A 16,299-nucleotide genomic window follows, 5' to 3' on the forward strand; every position below is an offset into this window, starting at 1 on the left:
TTAATTACCTACTTTCTGAAGTGCAAAGGCGTGAAGCCAATTTTGATAAATAATGTTGCTAGAAGTTTTCCAGGAGAAATTGATTTCTCCATTGTGATTGAAATAGTGAAGCGGTTGCCGGATGGGGAGCCGCTTTTTGCGGTCACGGTAGTATTCACTAGCGAGGGTATCGACTTCGTATTCTGGATGCCCCGTGATGTATGTGCGGTGATGTTGATTGGATCGCAAGATCAGTGGACCAATTTGGTTGTTGCTGGCCACAATTTGCAGGTCACCGGGTAAACGTTGCGGGTCGATATCACTGTTGGTATGCCGAGATTGAGGCATCTTTAGCAGGCCTCCTGCTCCAAAGTCGTTGGCTAATTCTGGAGCAAGCTGGTCGGCTTGGTAAATGCCGAAGATCTTATGGTTAACTGGGTGTTTAGTAATTGCAAAATCGTGATAGAGGCCTGCCTGAGCGGCCCAGCATTCCAATAGTGTTTGATGGGCGTGCCGCTCAGCCCAGTCACAGATAGTTTGAAATTCTTCCCAATAATCAACTTGTTGGAATGGTAGTTGTTCAACTGGGGCGCCAGTGATAATCACGCCGTCAAATGTCTGACCCTCAATTTCAACGAGTGATTGGTAAACACGTGAAATTACTGAAAAAGGAGTTCCCTTGAAGTGATGGGTGGCGGGATAGATAAAGGTGATGTCAACATCATGATCCAATTGATTAAATTGGGTTAAAAATTGTCGTTCCGTGGCTTCTTTGGTAGGCATTAAGTTAACCACCACGATTGATAGGGGATTTAACTGAAAGTGGTTGTGCCATTCGCCACTTCTTAATAAGAAGCCATTTGTTGCATTTGCTGTCATTTCTAAAACTCCTTTCTAGGTAAAATAAAAAGCTTTCGTCCAGACCGATTACTCGATCTAGGGACGAAAGCTTTCGCGGTGCCACCCTTAATTTATTGCTAATTCACAATAGCAACCTCAATAGGTACTCCAGCTAACTGGAAATACCCGGCAAGATAACGGTTGCTACCGGCCTGCCCGGCCATTGTGACCAAGCAAACTAACTCAGAGCTCATCTTCATGCTCTTCAATACACTTCGTTCCACCACCTGAAGCTCTCTTGCTGGATTGTTGAGCACTACTCTTCTCTTCAAAGTCTAATCATTTTCTAATTGCTTTATAGACTACTCCTCATTTTCTCAATGTCAACCACTTTTGCAAATTTTTCTGGTAATCATCATGAATAACGAACATATTTTCAATTCATGCTCTTAATTTACATTATTTTGCCTAATAAACGAACAATAATGTAAAATTTAAAAATAAAGTTAGCAAATTATATTGACAACCTATGGGGCCCAGCGTATATTGAAACTAGATTTTAACGAATAAAATCTAGTTTAGTTGTAGTAATGTTCGGCTTTTAATAGAGGAGATAATTCTAATGGAAAAGTTACTGTACACCGGTAAGGCAAAGCAAATGTGGCAAACTGATGACCCTAATGTTTTACGGGTAGTTTACATGGACCAAGCAACTGCGCTGAATGGCAAGAAAAAGGAACATTTCGCCGGCAAGGGCCAAGCAGCCAATGCCATTTCAAGCTTAGTTTTCCAATACCTCATTAAGAACGGGATCCCGACCCACTTCATTGAAAAGCTATCAGCAACCGAAGATTTGGTAAAGAAGTGTCAAATGTTCCCATTAGAATTTGTGACCCGGAACGTTGTCGCTGGTCACTTCGCAACCCGTTACGGATTAAAGGAAGGTAAGGCTTTGCCTGAACCGGTTGAAGAAACATTCTACAAGAGTGATGAATTAGACGATCCATTTATCAATGAATCTGGAACAATTGCTCTCGGGATTGCCTCTCATGAACAATTGGCAACCATGTGGCAGCTGTGTCGGCAAGTAAACGCGTTGTTAAAGCCATTGTTTGAAAAAGCCGGAATGCAACTGGTTGATTTCAAGCTCGAATTTGGCCGGCTCGAAGATGGCAAGATTGTCTTAGCCGATGAATTTTCACCTGACAACTGCCGTCTTTGGGATTTACAAACTGACCAACACCTGGACAAGGACGTTTACCGTCGTAAGTTAGCTAATTTGACAAAGACGTACGATGAAGTCTTAGCACGTTTGGAAAAGGTCGTTAAGGAGGATAAGTAAATGACAACTGTTCGTATTTTCGTAACCTACAAGCCATCGGTTTTTGATCCTCAGGGGTCAACGATTAAGGATGCCCTCCATACGCTCGGCCACAACGATGTTACCAATGTTCAGGTTGGTAAGTTCTTTGACGTAACCATCGACGAACAAGAAGAACCTGTCGAAGAAGCCGTTAAAAAGATGGCGGACCAATTACTAGTTAATTTCAACATGGAAACATACAGTTACCAAGTATTGGAGGAAGCTAAATGAAAATTGCGGTTATCGTTTTTCCAGGTTCTAACTGTGACGTTGACCTCTATGAAGCTCTCCGGACAGTTTGCGACGCAGACGTGGAATATGTTTCTCACCACGACAGCAGTCTTGATGGCTTTGATGCGGTGATGTTGCCAGGCGGTTTTTCATATGGTGATTATCTACGTCCCGGGGCAATTGCCCGGTTCACCAACATCATGCCGGCAGTTGTCAAGATGGCCAATGAAGGCAAACCAGTATTTGGAACTTGCAATGGATTCCAGATTTTAACCGAAGTTGGTTTGCTCCCGGGAGCACTAAAACAAAATAACCAGCAACGTTTTATCTGCAAGACGGTTCCACTGGAAGTTGTCAACAACCAGACAATGTTTACCAGTCAATACCAAGCCCACGAGCGGATTCAATTACCAATCGCCCATGCTGATGGGTCATATTTTGCTGACCAAAAGACGCTTGATGAACTTGAAGCCCACCACCAAGTTGTCTTTCGTTATGCTGAAGAGAATCCTAACGGTAGTTTGCGCAACATTGCGGGAATTGTGAACCGGCGAGGCAATGTTTTAGGGATGATGCCGCACCCAGAGCGGGCAGTTGAAGCAATCTTGGGCAACACCGATGGCTTAAAACTATTCAAGTCGTTATTAGAACATGGTCGCATTACTGTGGAGGGGTAGAGAATGAAACAGGCAATGACACCGGAAGAAATTAAAGCAAAGAAGCCCTACCTGGATTGGAGTTTAAGTGAAGTCGAATACGACTACATTAGTAAGAAATTATTAGGACGGTTACCTAACTATACCGAAACTGGGTTATTCGCTGCCATGTGGAGTGAACACTGCTCTTACAAGAAGTCTAAGCCAGTGCTCCGCCTCTTTCCTAACAAGAATTCGCGGGTTTTACAAGGACCTGGTGAAGGGGCCGGAGTAGTGGATATTGATGATGGCCAAGCTGTCGTTTTCAAGGCAGAAAGTCACAACCACCCCACCACGGTTGAACCTTACCAAGGGGCGGCCACCGGAATTGGTGGGATCCTGCGGGACATTTTCAGTATGGGTGCTCGACCAATTGCTTCACTAGATTCTCTGCATTTTGGCGAACTTAGTGACCCACAAATGCGGATGAAAGTTGATGGCACAGTGCGTGGTATTGGTGACTACGGCAACTGTATGGGAATCCCAACGGTAGCCGGCGAAACTACTTTTGACCCTTGCTACCAAGGCAACATTTTGTGTAATGCGATGAGTGTCGGCTTAATGGACCAACGCGACCTCCAACGGGGGACAGCTAATGGGGTCGGCAACGCAGTGATGTATGTTGGTGCCAAAACTGGTCGTGATGGGATCCATGGGGCAACTTTTGCATCGGCTGACTTTAGTGATGAACACGCTACCCAACGATCAGCTGTTCAGGTCGGTGATCCCTTCATGGAAAAGCTCTTACTGGAAGCATGCCTGAAATTAATTCATCAGCACCCAGACTGGCTCGTCGGCATTCAAGACATGGGGGCAGCCGGAATTGTCTCATCTAGTGCGGAAATGGCTTCGGAAGGTAAGAGTGGGATGGAGCTCAACCTTGACCTGGTTCCGCAGCGTGAACCTAATATGTCAGCTTATGAAATCATGCTGAGCGAATCCCAAGAACGGATGCTGCTGTGTGTTAAGAAGGGTCATGAAAAGGACGTCCAAAAGATTTTTGACTTTTATGACCTGGATGCCGTGACCATTGGCCGGATTACAGAGGGTCATGATTATGTTCTCTACCATGATGGCCAAGAGGTTTGCCATATTCCAGTTTCCAGCTTAACTGATGATGTTCTGGAAGAAGAAAGTCGGGAAGCTAAACCGGAACGAATTACCAAGGCTGAACAAGCCCCTCAATGGCAGCCACAAATTACTGATCCGGCAGCGACGTTACGGGCACTGCTTCAACAATCAACGGTGGCGGACAAGAGGACTTTCTTCCAACAATATGATTCGCAAGTGCGGACATGTACAGTTGTTGGCCCCGGATCTGATGCCGGCGTTATCCGTGTACGGGGAACAAAGAAGGGCCTGGCCATGACGACTGATGGTAACGGCCGTTTTGTTTACCTTAACCCGGAAGCTGGTGGCCAAATGGCTTTAGTTGAAGCGGTCACCAATGTCGTGGCTTCCGGGGCTGAACCACTAGCCATTACTGACTGCCTGAACTACGGTGACCCGAATGATCCGGAAATCTTCTGGGAATTACACCAGTCTGTTCAAGGGATGGCTGATGCTTGTCGCGTCTTTGATACGCCGGTTATTTCTGGAAACGTCTCCTTGTATAACGAAAACAATGGTAAGGCAATTCACCCAACACCAATGGTCGGCATGGTGGGTCTCATCAAAGACCTAGACTACATTGTTCCATCATTTGCTCAACATGCAGGTGATTTAGTGTACCTGGTCGGCCAAACCGGTGATGACTATGCTGGTTCTGAATTGCAAAAGATGATGAAGGGTGACATTTCGGGAACAGTACAGCTGTTGGACTTAGATAATATTCACCATTACCTCCAACAATTACTGGCCCAAATGCAAATTGGCAATGTTGCTTCTGCTCACGACATGAGTGAAGGGGGCTTAGGAGTAGCATTAGCAGAAACGCTCTTCAAGACCGATCTGGGGATGAACCTAGATTTGCGTTCGCTAAGTGCGGCCCAGCTATTTGCTGAAAGTGCCGGTCGCTTAGTAGTCACTGTCCCTGTTAGTGCGCAAGCAGCCTTCGAAAAATCATTGGGTCATGACGCCCAATTAGTTGGGAACGTCACCAACACCCACTGGCTGGAATTGCACTTACAAGATGCAGAATTAAATCAAAATGTTACGGAATTACAACACTTATGGGAGGAGGCCATCCCGTGCCAGCTGAAATCAAAGGATTAAATGAAGAATGTGGAGTCTTTGGTGTTTTCGGGGCCGAAGACGCTAGCCAGTTGGTTTACTATGGTCTCCATACTCTTCAGCACCGTGGTCAAGAGGGTGCCGGGATAGTTTCAACTGATGGTACTGAATTATACCAACACCGTGATCGCGGATTACTGGCCCAAGTGTTTAAAGATCCGGCTGAATTAAAACGGTTGGTCGGTCGGGCAGCAATTGGTCATGTCCGTTACGGTACGAGTGGCCATAATTCAATTGCTAATGTGCAGCCATTCCTGTTTCGTTTCCACGATGGGGATGTTGCCCTTGCACATAATGGAAATTTAACGAACGCGCAAACCCTGCGTCGCCAGTTAGAAGACCAGGGAGCGGTTTTCCAGTCGGACTCGGATACTGAAATTTTGATTCACTTAGTTCGGCAGCACATTAAAGACGGCTTTATCCCTGCTTTGAAGTGGAGCCTTAATCAAGTACACGGTGGTTTTGCCTACTTGCTTTTACAAAAAGATCGGCTGATTGCTGCGCTGGATCCAAATGGCATTCGTCCGCTTTGTATCGGCCAATTAGCCAATGGTTCTTACGTAGTGGCTTCAGAAACGTGTGCTTTGGATATTGTTAATGCCACTTTCGTGCGGGATGTCCAACCGGGTGAATTGATCATTATCGATCGTGATGGCCTTCATATCGACCACTACACCACTAATACCCAACTCGCGATCTGCTCAATGGAGTACATCTATTTTGCCCGGCCGGATTCTATTATCCATGGGGTCACCGTTCATAATGCTCGTAAGCAAATGGGGCGCCTATTAGCCCGCGAGCATCCAGTAGACGCTGATATGGTGATCGGGGTGCCTAACTCATCCCTGTCCGCTACTTCCGGTTATGCGGAAGAGTCCGGGTTACCTTATGAGATGGGTCTGATTAAGAGTCAGTATGTTGCCCGGACATTTATCCAGCCAACTCAGGCGTTGCGTGAACGCGGCGTGCATCTGAAACTATCAGCGGTCCGTGGTGTGGTGGCTGGCAAACGTGTGGCTGTCGTAGATGATTCGATTGTCCGGGGCACGACTTCTAAGCAGATTGTCCAAATGCTCCGGCACGCGGGTGCAAAAGAAGTCCACCTCTTGATTTCATCACCGCCATTTCGTTTTCCATGCTTCTATGGAATTGATATTTCAACTCGGTCAGAATTAATGGCCGCTCACTATTCCGTAGAACAGATGCGTCAATTTATTGGGGCGGACTCGTTAAACTTTCTTAGCGTAAATAGCTTAATCAAAGCCATCGCAGTACCTGATGCTGGGGATGCGCCTAATGGTGGGCTAACGGTCGCTTACTTCACTGGTGAGTACCCAACCCCGCTGTACGACTACGAAGCAGGATACCTAAAGTCCCTGAATGAACAGGAACGGTTAGCACGAAAGGAGCACTTATCATGAATCGCTATCAAGAAGCGGGAGTCAATGTGAATGCTGGTTACGAGTTAGTTGACCGGATTAAAAAGGCCGTTAAGTCAACTCACCGGACTGGTGTCCTTGGCGGAATTGGTGCTTTTGGCGGTTTGTTTGACCTTGGAGCCTTGAATTACCATCACCCCGTGCTTGTTTCTGGAACAGACGGTGTTGGAACAAAACTGTTAATTGCTCAGAAAATGAACAAACATGACACGATTGGGATCGATGTCGTCGCCATGTGTGTGAACGACGTCCTTGCTCAGGGAGCCGAACCGCTATATTTCCTTGACTACATTGCAACTGGACATAACGATCCAGTTAAAATGGCCGCAATTGTCAGCGGTGTGGCTGCCGGCTGCCGCGATGCTGGCGCAGCCCTAGTTGGTGGTGAAACCGCAGAAATGCCAGATATGTACGCTCCCCAAGAATATGATTTGGCGGGTGCCGTAACTGGGGTGGCTGAGAAGGATGAACTGCTGACTAGTGAACGCCCCCAAAAAGGGGATGTGTTACTGGGCTTAAGTTCGAGCGGACTCCATTCAAATGGTTTCTCGCTTGTTCGTCAAATCTTGTTTAAGGACCACGATGTCCAACTTGATGCCCAGCCGACTGAACTCAACGGTCAAACGGTTGGTCAAGCCCTTCTGGCCCCCACACGCATCTATATAAAACAAGTTTTGCCTTTAATTCATCAGGACCTGATTGAAGGAATTAGTCATATTACTGGTGGTGGCTTGATTGAAAATGTTCCCCGCATGATTGGTGATAACTTGCAAGCAGTGATCAACCAAGGGCAATGGCCTGTCCCAGCTATTTTTACTTATTTACAGAAACTGGGTCACTTAGCCGCTAATGATTGTTGGCAGACTTTCAACATGGGGCTAGGGCTGATTTTAGCTGTTCATCCAGACAATGTATCAATGGTTCAAGAACAGTTAACCGCTAAGGGTGAACAACCTTACGTCATTGGCCGCTTGCAATCCCGACCAGCAGACGCAGCAAAGATTGTAATTAAGTGAGGCAGAACAATGAGAGTAGCAGTATTTGCTTCCGGTAACGGGACAAACTTTGAAGCACTAGCACAACATTTTCAGGATGGTGACATTCCAGGAGAATTAGCATTGCTTTTTTGCAATCATCCGGATGCGCCCGTTATGAAACGGGCCCAACGATTCGGGGTACCTGCAGAAAGCTTCACTGTTAAGTCCTGTGGTGGAAAACAACCATATGAAGAACGGTTATTAAAGTTGTTACAACAATATCAGATTGACTTTATCGCTTTGGCAGGCTACCTCCGCGTGGTGGGCCCCACCATTTTGGACCATTATGACCACCGGATTGTCAACCTGCATCCGGCTTGGTTGCCGGAATATCCTGGCTTACATTCTATCGAACGGGCCTTTAATGACCACCGGACACAAACGGGAGTAACGGTTCATTATATTGACTCCGGCCTGGATTCGGGGCCAATCATTGCTCAGAAAAGAGTGCCGATTTTGCCAAATGATAGTGAAGAAACGTTGGAAGCCCGGGTTCATGAAACCGAACACCGACTTTATCCAGCCGCAGTTAAGAAGGTTTTGACAGCATTAGCAGCAAAGGAGAAGGATTAGATCATGAAACGTGCATTGGTAAGTGTTTCCGACAAGGAAAACCTGGTTCCTTTTGTTAAGGGGTTAGTCGCAAATGATTTTGAAATTGTTTCTACTGGAGGCACGAAAAAGGTACTTGATGATGCTGGTATTCAGACCATCAGCATTGAAGATGTCACCCACTTTCCAGAAATTTTGGATGGCCGGGTTAAGACCTTGAACCCCTATGTTCATGGTGGCTTGTTAGCCCGTCGTGAATTGCCAGAGCACATGGCAACACTAAAGAAACTCAACATTACGCCGATTGACCTGGTATGTGTCAACCTCTACCCATTCAAACAAACCATTGAAAAACCAGATGTTAAATTAGCTGATGCTATTGAAAATATCGATATCGGTGGCCCGTCAATGGTGCGCTCAGCTGCGAAAAACTACCGGGATGTTACGGTGGTTGTCGATAAGGGTGACTATGACCAAGTACTGAGTGAAATTATGGAAGAAGGAAATACTGACCTGGACACCCGGGCACGGCTGGCTGCTAAGGCTTTCCGCCATACAGCCGCATATGACGCCCTGATTTCTCAATACTTGACAAAACAAACCGGCTTGGAAGATCCCGAGCAGTTGACGCTGACCTGGGATCTGAAGGAGACCATGCGCTATGGTGAAAACAGTCACCAGAAAGCATGGCTCTACCAAGATGCTTTACCAAAGCGTTTTTCTGTTCTTTCTGCTGAACAGTTGCACGGGAAGAAACTGTCTTACAACAACATCAAGGATGCTGATGAAGCATTGCGGTGCATTCGTGAATTCGACCGGCCAACCGTAGTTGCTATGAAGCATATGAACCCATGTGGCATTGGTCAGGGTGATACGCTGGAACAGGCATGGGATCGCGCTTATGAAGCCGATTCGGTTTCTATCTTTGGTGGTGTTATTGCTCTGAACCGGAAAGTTGACCTAGTAACCGCGGAAAAAATGCATAAGATCTTCTTGGAAATTGTGATTGCTCCTGGATTCGATGATGATGCTTACGCCGTGTTAGCTAAGAAGAAGAATATCCGGCTATTGAGCCTTGACTTTAGCAAAAAGGATGAGCCAACTAAGCATGAAGTTGTTTCTGTTATGGGCGGGATGCTAATGCAGGAGCAAGATACTTTGGCAGAAGATTATCATGACTGGAAGTGTGTCACTAACGTTCAGCCAACTGAAGAACAGTTGAAGAATTTAATGTTTGCCTGGAAGGCCGTTAAACATGCTAAGTCAAATGCGATTGTATTAGCTAATGATGAACGGACCCTTGGTGTTGGTGAAGGGCAACCTAACCGGATTGATTCACTGAAGATTGCCGTTAAGCACGCTGGGGATGATATTGATGACCGGACTGTGATGGCGTCCGATGCCTTCTTCCCATTTGGCGACTGTGTAGAATTTGCTGGTCAGCATGGTATCAAGGCTGTTGTTCAACCGGGTGGTTCGATCCGTGATCAAGAGTCGATTGATATGGCAAATAAGTATGGAATTGCCATGGTGATGACGGGAGTAAGACATTTCAGGCATTAAAAAGGAGAGAGTGCGAGCCAGCAAAGAGCTTGCGGAAGGCTAGCAATTTCTCCTGACGAAGGCGTTGTACGCCTAGGAAGGAGGTTGCTAGCTTAGCAAGCTCCTGGCGAGCACATTTCGACTCAGCTGCATTAGAACGGCGACTTGTCGTCGAAGGCGGAGCGCGTCGCATCAAGAAAGGAGTCCAATGATGACTGGTGTAAATTTATTGGTGGTTGGTTCAGGTGGGCGTGAATTTGCCATTGCTAAAAAGCTCAAAGAAAGCCCACGGGTTGCTCACGTGTACTGTGCACCGGGCAATGTTGGGATGCCAACTGTCGGTGTTGAACCAGTTGACATTGATGAAGAAGATTTTTCATCGTTAATCCAATTTGCCAAGAATCATCATGTAGAATGGACATTTGTGGGTCCAGAAAACTGCTTAGTGGACGGCATTGTGGATCAGTTTCAGGCAGCTGGACTCAAGATCTTTGGACCAAATGCTCGTGCCGCACAATTAGAGGGTTCTAAACAGTATGCGTTGGATTTCATGAATAAGTATCATGTCCCCACTGCGCGCTTCCTGGCTTGTCAGGACGAGGAAACTGCTATTAACCATATTGACAAATTCGGTTTCCCACTAGTTATCAAAGAAAACGGGTTGGCAGGAGGCAAAGGCGTGGTAATTGCGCCTGACAAAGTGACCGCTGAACAGACCGTTAAAGAAATGTTTACGGCGGGCCAGACAGAAGTATTATTAGAGGAGTGCTTGGTTGGCCCCGAATACTCTATGTTTGTGGTTATTAGTGGCGCACATTATGAAATGCTGCCGATGGCCCAGGATCATAAGCGCGCTTATGATGGTGATCGTGGTCCGAATACTGGGGGGATGGGTGCTTATAGTCCGCTTCCCCAATTGCAAGATGCGGATCGTCAACAGATGATTGACCAAGTGGTTAAGCCGACTGTTCATGGCCTTGTGGCGGGAAACTATGATTATCATGGCATCTTGTACATTGGCTTGATGTTGACGGAGGATGGCCCAAAGGTAATTGAATATAATGTCCGCTTGGGGGATCCTGAAACGCAGGTGGTTCTGCCACGAATTTCCAGTGATTTTTATGATCTGATTGATGCAGCCATTAATGACCGGCCTTTACCGGCAGTAGTGGAAGACCCTGCTGCAACCTTTGGGGTGGTGTTGGCTTCCAAAGGCTACCCTAAACAACCAGTCCATGGTCAATCATTAGGACAATTACCAATGGATGACCAGGTGATGATTGATTATGCCAACGTGAGTGGTCAGCTTAATGACCTGGATGGTGCTGGCGGACGTTTACTGATGGTATTAGCTAAAGCACTGACTCTCCAAGATGCTCATGATGCGGTTTATAAGTATTTAAAACAATTAAATGAACCCGAATGCTTTTACCGTACCGATATTGGTGCCAAGGCGGGACTTAAATAAGATAAAAAAGTAATGGAGATTGTCCAGAATATTCTGGCAAACTTTATCTTCATTACTTTTTTTGTTCCCTGTTTCACAGTTGGAATTTATAGGGGATTGAATTATAATATTAAACGTATATTGTAAATAAACTATAAGAAGAAAGAGGTCAAGAATAACATGGCTAAATTAGTTCTGATTCGTCACGGACAAAGTGAATGGAACCTTGCTAACAAGTTCACTGGTTGGATTGACGTTGATTTAAGTGAAAAGGGTGTTGAACAAGCTAAGCAAGCTGGTAAGGCCCTTAAGGAACACGGTATTCAATTCGATTATGCTTACACTTCTGTTTTGAAGCGTGCCATCAAGACTTTGCACTATGCTCTTGAAGAATGTGACCAACTTTGGATTCCTGAAACCAAGACTTGGCGTTTGAACGAACGTCACTACGGTGCATTGCAAGGACTTAACAAGAAGGCCACTGCTGAAAAGTACGGTGACGAACAAGTTCACATTTGGCGTCGTTCTTACGATGTTTTGCCTCCATTGCTGAAGGCCAGTGACGAAGGTTCAGCATTACATGACCGTCGTTACGCTAACTTGGACCCACGGACTGTTCCTGGTGGTGAAAACTTGAAGGTTACCCTGGAACGGGTTATCCCATTATGGCAAGACCAAATTGCTCCAAAGCTTCTTGATGGCAAGAATGTCATCATCGCAGCCCACGGTAACTCTCTCCGTGCTTTGAGCAAGTACATTGAAAACATTTCTGACGAAGACATCATGAACCTGGAAATGGCTACTGGTCAACCAGTTGTTTATGACTTCGATGACAAGTTGAATGTTTTGAACAAGGAAAAGTACTAGAATGACTGTTTCTTGTTAAATATCAAAAACGTCTGGTGCATAATTGCATCAGACGTTTTTTTATGGGAGTGTTGATTTGTAATCGCAGGTATTGGCTTAATTAGGCCTTTACTGTTTGGACTTCAGCAGCATTGTCGATGTGATGACGGTCCATGTAGTCGATGATTTCTTGAATGGTTAAAAATGGGACAGTCAGTTGACTAGCCAACTTTGCTAAGTCATCGCGACGGGCCATGTGACCATCGTCTTTCAGGACTTCGATAATGACGGCAACTGGAGCTTTCCCCGCTAAGAAAGCCAGGTCAACGGCAGCCTCAGTATGGCCAATCCGGTCTCGCAGGCCACGCGGCTGGGCATATAAAGGTTGAATGTGACCAGGGTGGTTAAAGTCACTAGCCTTTGCATTACTTTTAGCGATTTGGTTAATGGTCGCTGCGCGGTCGAAAGCCGAGACACCAGTTGTTACACCTGTTGCGGCGAATGTTCCATCAGCGGTAACCATAAATGGTGTCTGGTTTGGATCGGTACTGTGTTCGACCATCTTCTTAAACCCCAGCTGGTGAGCACGCGTTTCGGTCATTGGTACGCACATCAGACCATTAGCTTCCTTTAGCATTGTGTGGACAGTCTCAGGGGTAATTCCTTCGCCCAAGGCGACTAGGTCACCTTCATTTTCCCGATCCTCGTTATCAGCCAAGATAATGAAACCACCATTGCGTAATTGAGTAAGTCCTTCTTCAACAGTTGCAAAATTCATTTAAATCGCTCCTTTAAGATTCCTTGGTGACAGTCAACCGTTCGAACGTGGCTTAATGATAACGAACAATTAAGTTTAAATCAACCTTAATTTAAAATAAATTACGAACAATAGATAATTTTAAAACGGTATTTATTATTTAAATAAGAACATTACCATGAAAGAGCGACCAACACCATTATTGTTAAATATGAAAAAAGTTTGAAAATCATTCTCGACAAATTGAGCTTTTCCTAATTTGTGTTATCATCAAGTTTAAATTCAAAAATATGGAGAGAGTTATTAATGAAAAAACGTTATAGCCTATCCTTAAAGAAATTTATTAAGGATTTACGTGCTTTAGTGAAGCCATATCAACCTGCAATGTGGCCATTAGCAGGGATAATGGTGATCTTCTTGGCTTTATCATTTATTGTTGGTTTCTATGCTCAAAGTGCTACCAGTGCAGTGGGGATGGCCATCATGATGTCGATGTACGGAATGGCTTCCCCAGCAGCAATTGGCTTATCTGTTCTTGAAATTATTGTTGCCATTGTTATTTTGCTGGCGTTGTCATTCTTCTACTCATTCTTTACAACGGCGGTTGAATTTACTTACCAGGATCGCCTGCGTCATCCAGAACAAGTTGTTTCTGCTGGTGCTGTTTGGATGCACTTCAAGCACTTGCGGAAGAATCAATTATGGCGGATTATCTTGTACATGGGATTGTTCCTCTTCCTTTGGACATTGCCATTGGACATTATTTCTGGCCTGGTTGCCAAGAATGCTATCTTAGTGATGATCTGCCGGATTGCCAATGACTTAATCTTGATTTGGAAGGGTATTGAATATTCTCAAGCTAACTTCCTTTATCGGGATAAGCAACCACAATTCCTGGGGCAATCGATGCGGCATTCATTAACCGCTAGTCGGCGCTTTATGGGTGGCCGGAAATGGAACTATATTCTGTTAATGCTGGTGACGGTAGTTGTTCCAGTTCTAATCTGGGAAGTCATTTTTGGTGGCTTAACCTGGTGGGGAATTTACACGGCTACGAATGCTTTCATTTACATTGGCCTCGCAGTCATGATTTTGGGATTTGCTTTCTATTTGCCAGTGATGTTGGCAGTACCTGCTTTATATTACGAACAAGCACGAGCAACAGCCCAAATGAATGAAATCTTTGCTGGAACCTTCAAGCCAGTTGCTGAATTAACTGGTGAAGCATATGTCCATGACGTATACGTTCCGAAGAAGAACCATAAAGAAGATAAGAAATCTGATCCAGTTGCTAAGGGCCAGCAAAAATAGTTATGAGAACAGCTGCCTCTCTGGTGGCTGTTTTTTAGTATCGAGGGTTGACAGTGACGAGGGTTCATGGTTAAAATAACGGCAACAATAAAGGCAACGACGTAATCACAGTAGCTAGTTAGTTGGACATTGAGAAACTTAGCAGTCGCTGCAAGCTAAGCAATACTGATTAGCAAATTACAATTACCGAGCCTTTCAGCAATGAACGGATCGTCTCGTTATCGACTAGAGAGGCAGCTAGCAATAGCTGCAAATCAAGGTGGTAACGCGGTAAATCGTCCCTGACTTCATTTTGAAGTTGGGGATTTTTTCGTTCTACTTGGAGAAATGGAGGCAGATAGGATGAACATTATTGATGAATTGGAATGGCGGGGTGCCATTAACCAGACGACGGATAAAGAAGCACTCAAGAAGCTAACGGAAGAAAAGTCTATTGGCCTGTACTGTGGAACTGACCCAACTGGGGACAGTTTGCATATTGGCCACTTGATTCCTTTCATGATCTTGAAACGATTCCAATTAGCTGGTCACAAGCCAGTGATTATTATCGGTGGTGGGACCGGTGCTATTGGTGATCCTTCCGGTCGGAAGACGGAACGTGAATTGAAGACGGAATCACAATTGGACCACAACAAAAAGGCCCTAACCAAACAAATGGAGAAACTGTTTGGTACAGAGAACTTTACCATTGTTGATAATTACACCTGGTTACATAAGTTAACCATGATCGACTTTCTACGTGATTATGGGAAGCTGTTTAACGTTAATACCATGTTAAACAAGGAAGTTGTTGCTTCCCGATTGGACTCAGGAATTTCCTTCACTGAATTTACCTACCAAATTCTCCAAGCCATTGATTTCTTACATCTATATGAAAATAATGATGTTCAACTAGAAATTGGTGGTTCTGACCAGTGGGGGAACATCACTTCTGGAATTGATTTGATCCACAAGATTAAGGGCCCAGAAACTAAGGTATATGGTTTAACCATTCCACTAATGCTGAAGTCTGATGGAACCAAGTTTGGTAAGACTGCTGGTGGTGCCGTTTGGCTTGATCCAGAGAAGACCTCGCCATACGAATTCTATCAGTTCTGGATTAACCAAGACGACCGGGATGTTGTTAAGTACCTGAAGTACTTTACCTTCTTATCCAAGGATGAAATTGATGCATTAGCAGAGAAGGTAAAGACTGAACCATGGAAGCGTGAAGCACAACGCCGTTTAGCTGAAGAAGTTACTAAGTTTGTTCATGGTGAAGAGGGCTTAGCAGAAGCTCAACGGATTAGTAAGGCATTATTCTCCGGGGATGTTGCTGACCTTTCTACCAAGGAAATTGAACAAGGCTTTAAGAACATGCCATCGATGGATATCAGCAGTGAGAAGAAGAACATCATTCTCTGGCTAGTTGATGATACAAAGATTGAACCTTCACGTCGTCAAGCACGGGAAGATGTTCAAAACGGTGCTATCCACATTAATGGTGAAAAGGTTGATGATGTTGATGCAGAAATTGATCCAAGTAGTCATTTTGATGGTAAATTTGTTATTGTCCGTAAAGGTAAGAAGCGTTACTTCTTAGCACGTGTAAAATAAATTAAAATCTAATTGTTCATGAAATAAAGCATCTAGACCAATTCGGACTGGGTGCTTTATTTATTTTGACGAAATCTAACGAACATTATTTTGAAATATAATTGTAATGTTTCTGTTTTTGAAAATACAACGATTTTCTGCAAAATTAGTGCTTGACGAAGAGAGGACTAGAAGGTATAGTAGTTAACGTTGTCGCAAGGGATTAGCAATTTTGCTTCTAACTTAATTAGAAAAAGTTGTTGACAGATTGATGACAACTTGATATATTATAAAAGTTGCTTGTCAGAGCGCATTACAAATGACAGTTAAAACAAATTAAAATTTGTTCTTGACTTTGATGATAAGCATCTGATATAATATTGAACGTTAGTTAGCGCTTAACGCTGACTGAGGTAGACCTTTGAAAACTGAACAAAGTTTTGACGAACTAAA

Annotated in this window: 14 protein-coding genes and 1 other annotated feature; of the genes, 12 read left to right on the forward strand and 2 right to left on the reverse strand. The window is 44.8% G+C overall.

Features of this window, described 5'->3' with window-relative positions; translation table 11 throughout:
- Entirely contained in the window at positions 1-858 is an 858-nt protein-coding gene (locus tag FD27_RS04460; protein ID WP_057750144.1) for a homoserine O-acetyltransferase/O-succinyltransferase family protein, read from the reverse strand.
- Positions 859-914: 56 nt separating this feature from the next.
- Positions 915-1,160 (reverse strand) — a binding site (T-box leader).
- 281 nt (positions 1,161-1,441) lie between these two features.
- Here FD27_RS04460 and purC point away from each other — a divergent pair.
- From purC to FD27_RS04515, 10 genes are all read left to right on the forward strand, one after another.
- A complete protein-coding gene (purC, locus tag FD27_RS04470; protein ID WP_057750151.1) occupies positions 1,442-2,161 on the forward strand; it encodes a phosphoribosylaminoimidazolesuccinocarboxamide synthase in 720 nt (239 codons plus the stop codon).
- Positions 2,162-2,413, forward strand: coding sequence for a phosphoribosylformylglycinamidine synthase subunit PurS (gene purS, locus FD27_RS04475; protein ID WP_057750154.1), 252 nt, complete (start codon positions 2,162-2,164; stop codon positions 2,411-2,413).
- On the forward strand, positions 2,410-3,090 hold the full coding sequence (gene purQ, locus FD27_RS04480) for a phosphoribosylformylglycinamidine synthase subunit PurQ (RefSeq protein WP_057750157.1): 681 nt from the start codon (positions 2,410-2,412) through the stop codon (positions 3,088-3,090). Before purS ends, purQ begins: the two co-directional genes overlap by 4 nt.
- A 3-nt stretch (positions 3,091-3,093) precedes the next feature.
- On the forward strand, positions 3,094-5,322 hold the full coding sequence (gene purL, locus FD27_RS04485) for a phosphoribosylformylglycinamidine synthase subunit PurL (protein ID WP_057750160.1): 2,229 nt from the start codon (positions 3,094-3,096) through the stop codon (positions 5,320-5,322).
- On the forward strand, positions 5,298-6,761 hold the full coding sequence (purF, locus tag FD27_RS04490; protein ID WP_057750163.1) for an amidophosphoribosyltransferase: 1,464 nt from the start codon (positions 5,298-5,300) through the stop codon (positions 6,759-6,761). The genes purL and purF overlap by 25 nt, the downstream gene beginning before the upstream one ends.
- Entirely contained in the window at positions 6,758-7,795 is a 1,038-nt protein-coding gene (gene purM / locus FD27_RS04495; RefSeq protein WP_057750166.1) for a phosphoribosylformylglycinamidine cyclo-ligase, read from the forward strand. Before purF ends, purM begins: the two co-directional genes overlap by 4 nt.
- Before the next feature lie 9 nt (positions 7,796-7,804).
- Entirely contained in the window at positions 7,805-8,389 is a 585-nt protein-coding gene (purN, locus tag FD27_RS04500; RefSeq protein WP_057750169.1) for a phosphoribosylglycinamide formyltransferase, read from the forward strand.
- 3 nt (positions 8,390-8,392) lie between these two features.
- On the forward strand, positions 8,393-9,931 hold the full coding sequence (purH, locus tag FD27_RS04505) for a bifunctional phosphoribosylaminoimidazolecarboxamide formyltransferase/IMP cyclohydrolase (RefSeq protein WP_057750174.1): 1,539 nt from the start codon (positions 8,393-8,395) through the stop codon (positions 9,929-9,931).
- 190 nt (positions 9,932-10,121) lie between these two features.
- Positions 10,122-11,378, forward strand: a complete 1,257-nt coding sequence (gene purD, locus FD27_RS04510) for a phosphoribosylamine--glycine ligase (RefSeq protein ID WP_413230749.1) — start codon at positions 10,122-10,124, stop codon at positions 11,376-11,378.
- 159 nt (positions 11,379-11,537) lie between these two features.
- A complete protein-coding gene (locus FD27_RS04515; RefSeq protein WP_057750185.1) occupies positions 11,538-12,224 on the forward strand; it encodes a 2,3-diphosphoglycerate-dependent phosphoglycerate mutase in 687 nt (228 codons plus the stop codon).
- Positions 12,225-12,324: 100 nt separating this feature from the next.
- Here the strand turns inward: FD27_RS04515 and ribB are convergent, their stop codons facing one another.
- Positions 12,325-12,981: a 3,4-dihydroxy-2-butanone-4-phosphate synthase gene (gene ribB / locus FD27_RS04520; protein WP_057750187.1), complete on the reverse strand. Its 657-nt coding sequence runs from the start codon at positions 12,979-12,981 to the stop codon at positions 12,325-12,327.
- Positions 12,982-13,266: 285 nt separating this feature from the next.
- Between ribB and FD27_RS04525 the strand changes: the two genes are divergently transcribed.
- Together FD27_RS04525 and tyrS are read left to right on the forward strand one after the other, a co-directional pair.
- Complete coding sequence (locus FD27_RS04525; protein ID WP_057750190.1) at positions 13,267-14,271, forward strand: hypothetical protein; 1,005 nt, start codon at positions 13,267-13,269, stop codon at positions 14,269-14,271.
- Between the two features lie 342 nt (positions 14,272-14,613).
- On the forward strand, positions 14,614-15,867 hold the full coding sequence (gene tyrS / locus FD27_RS04530; protein ID WP_057750192.1) for a tyrosine--tRNA ligase: 1,254 nt from the start codon (positions 14,614-14,616) through the stop codon (positions 15,865-15,867).
- Positions 15,868-16,299 lie beyond the last annotated feature (432 nt).

The organism is Limosilactobacillus frumenti DSM 13145 (genome assembly GCF_001436045.1).
GTDB lineage: Bacteria > Bacillota > Bacilli > Lactobacillales > Lactobacillaceae > Limosilactobacillus > Limosilactobacillus frumenti.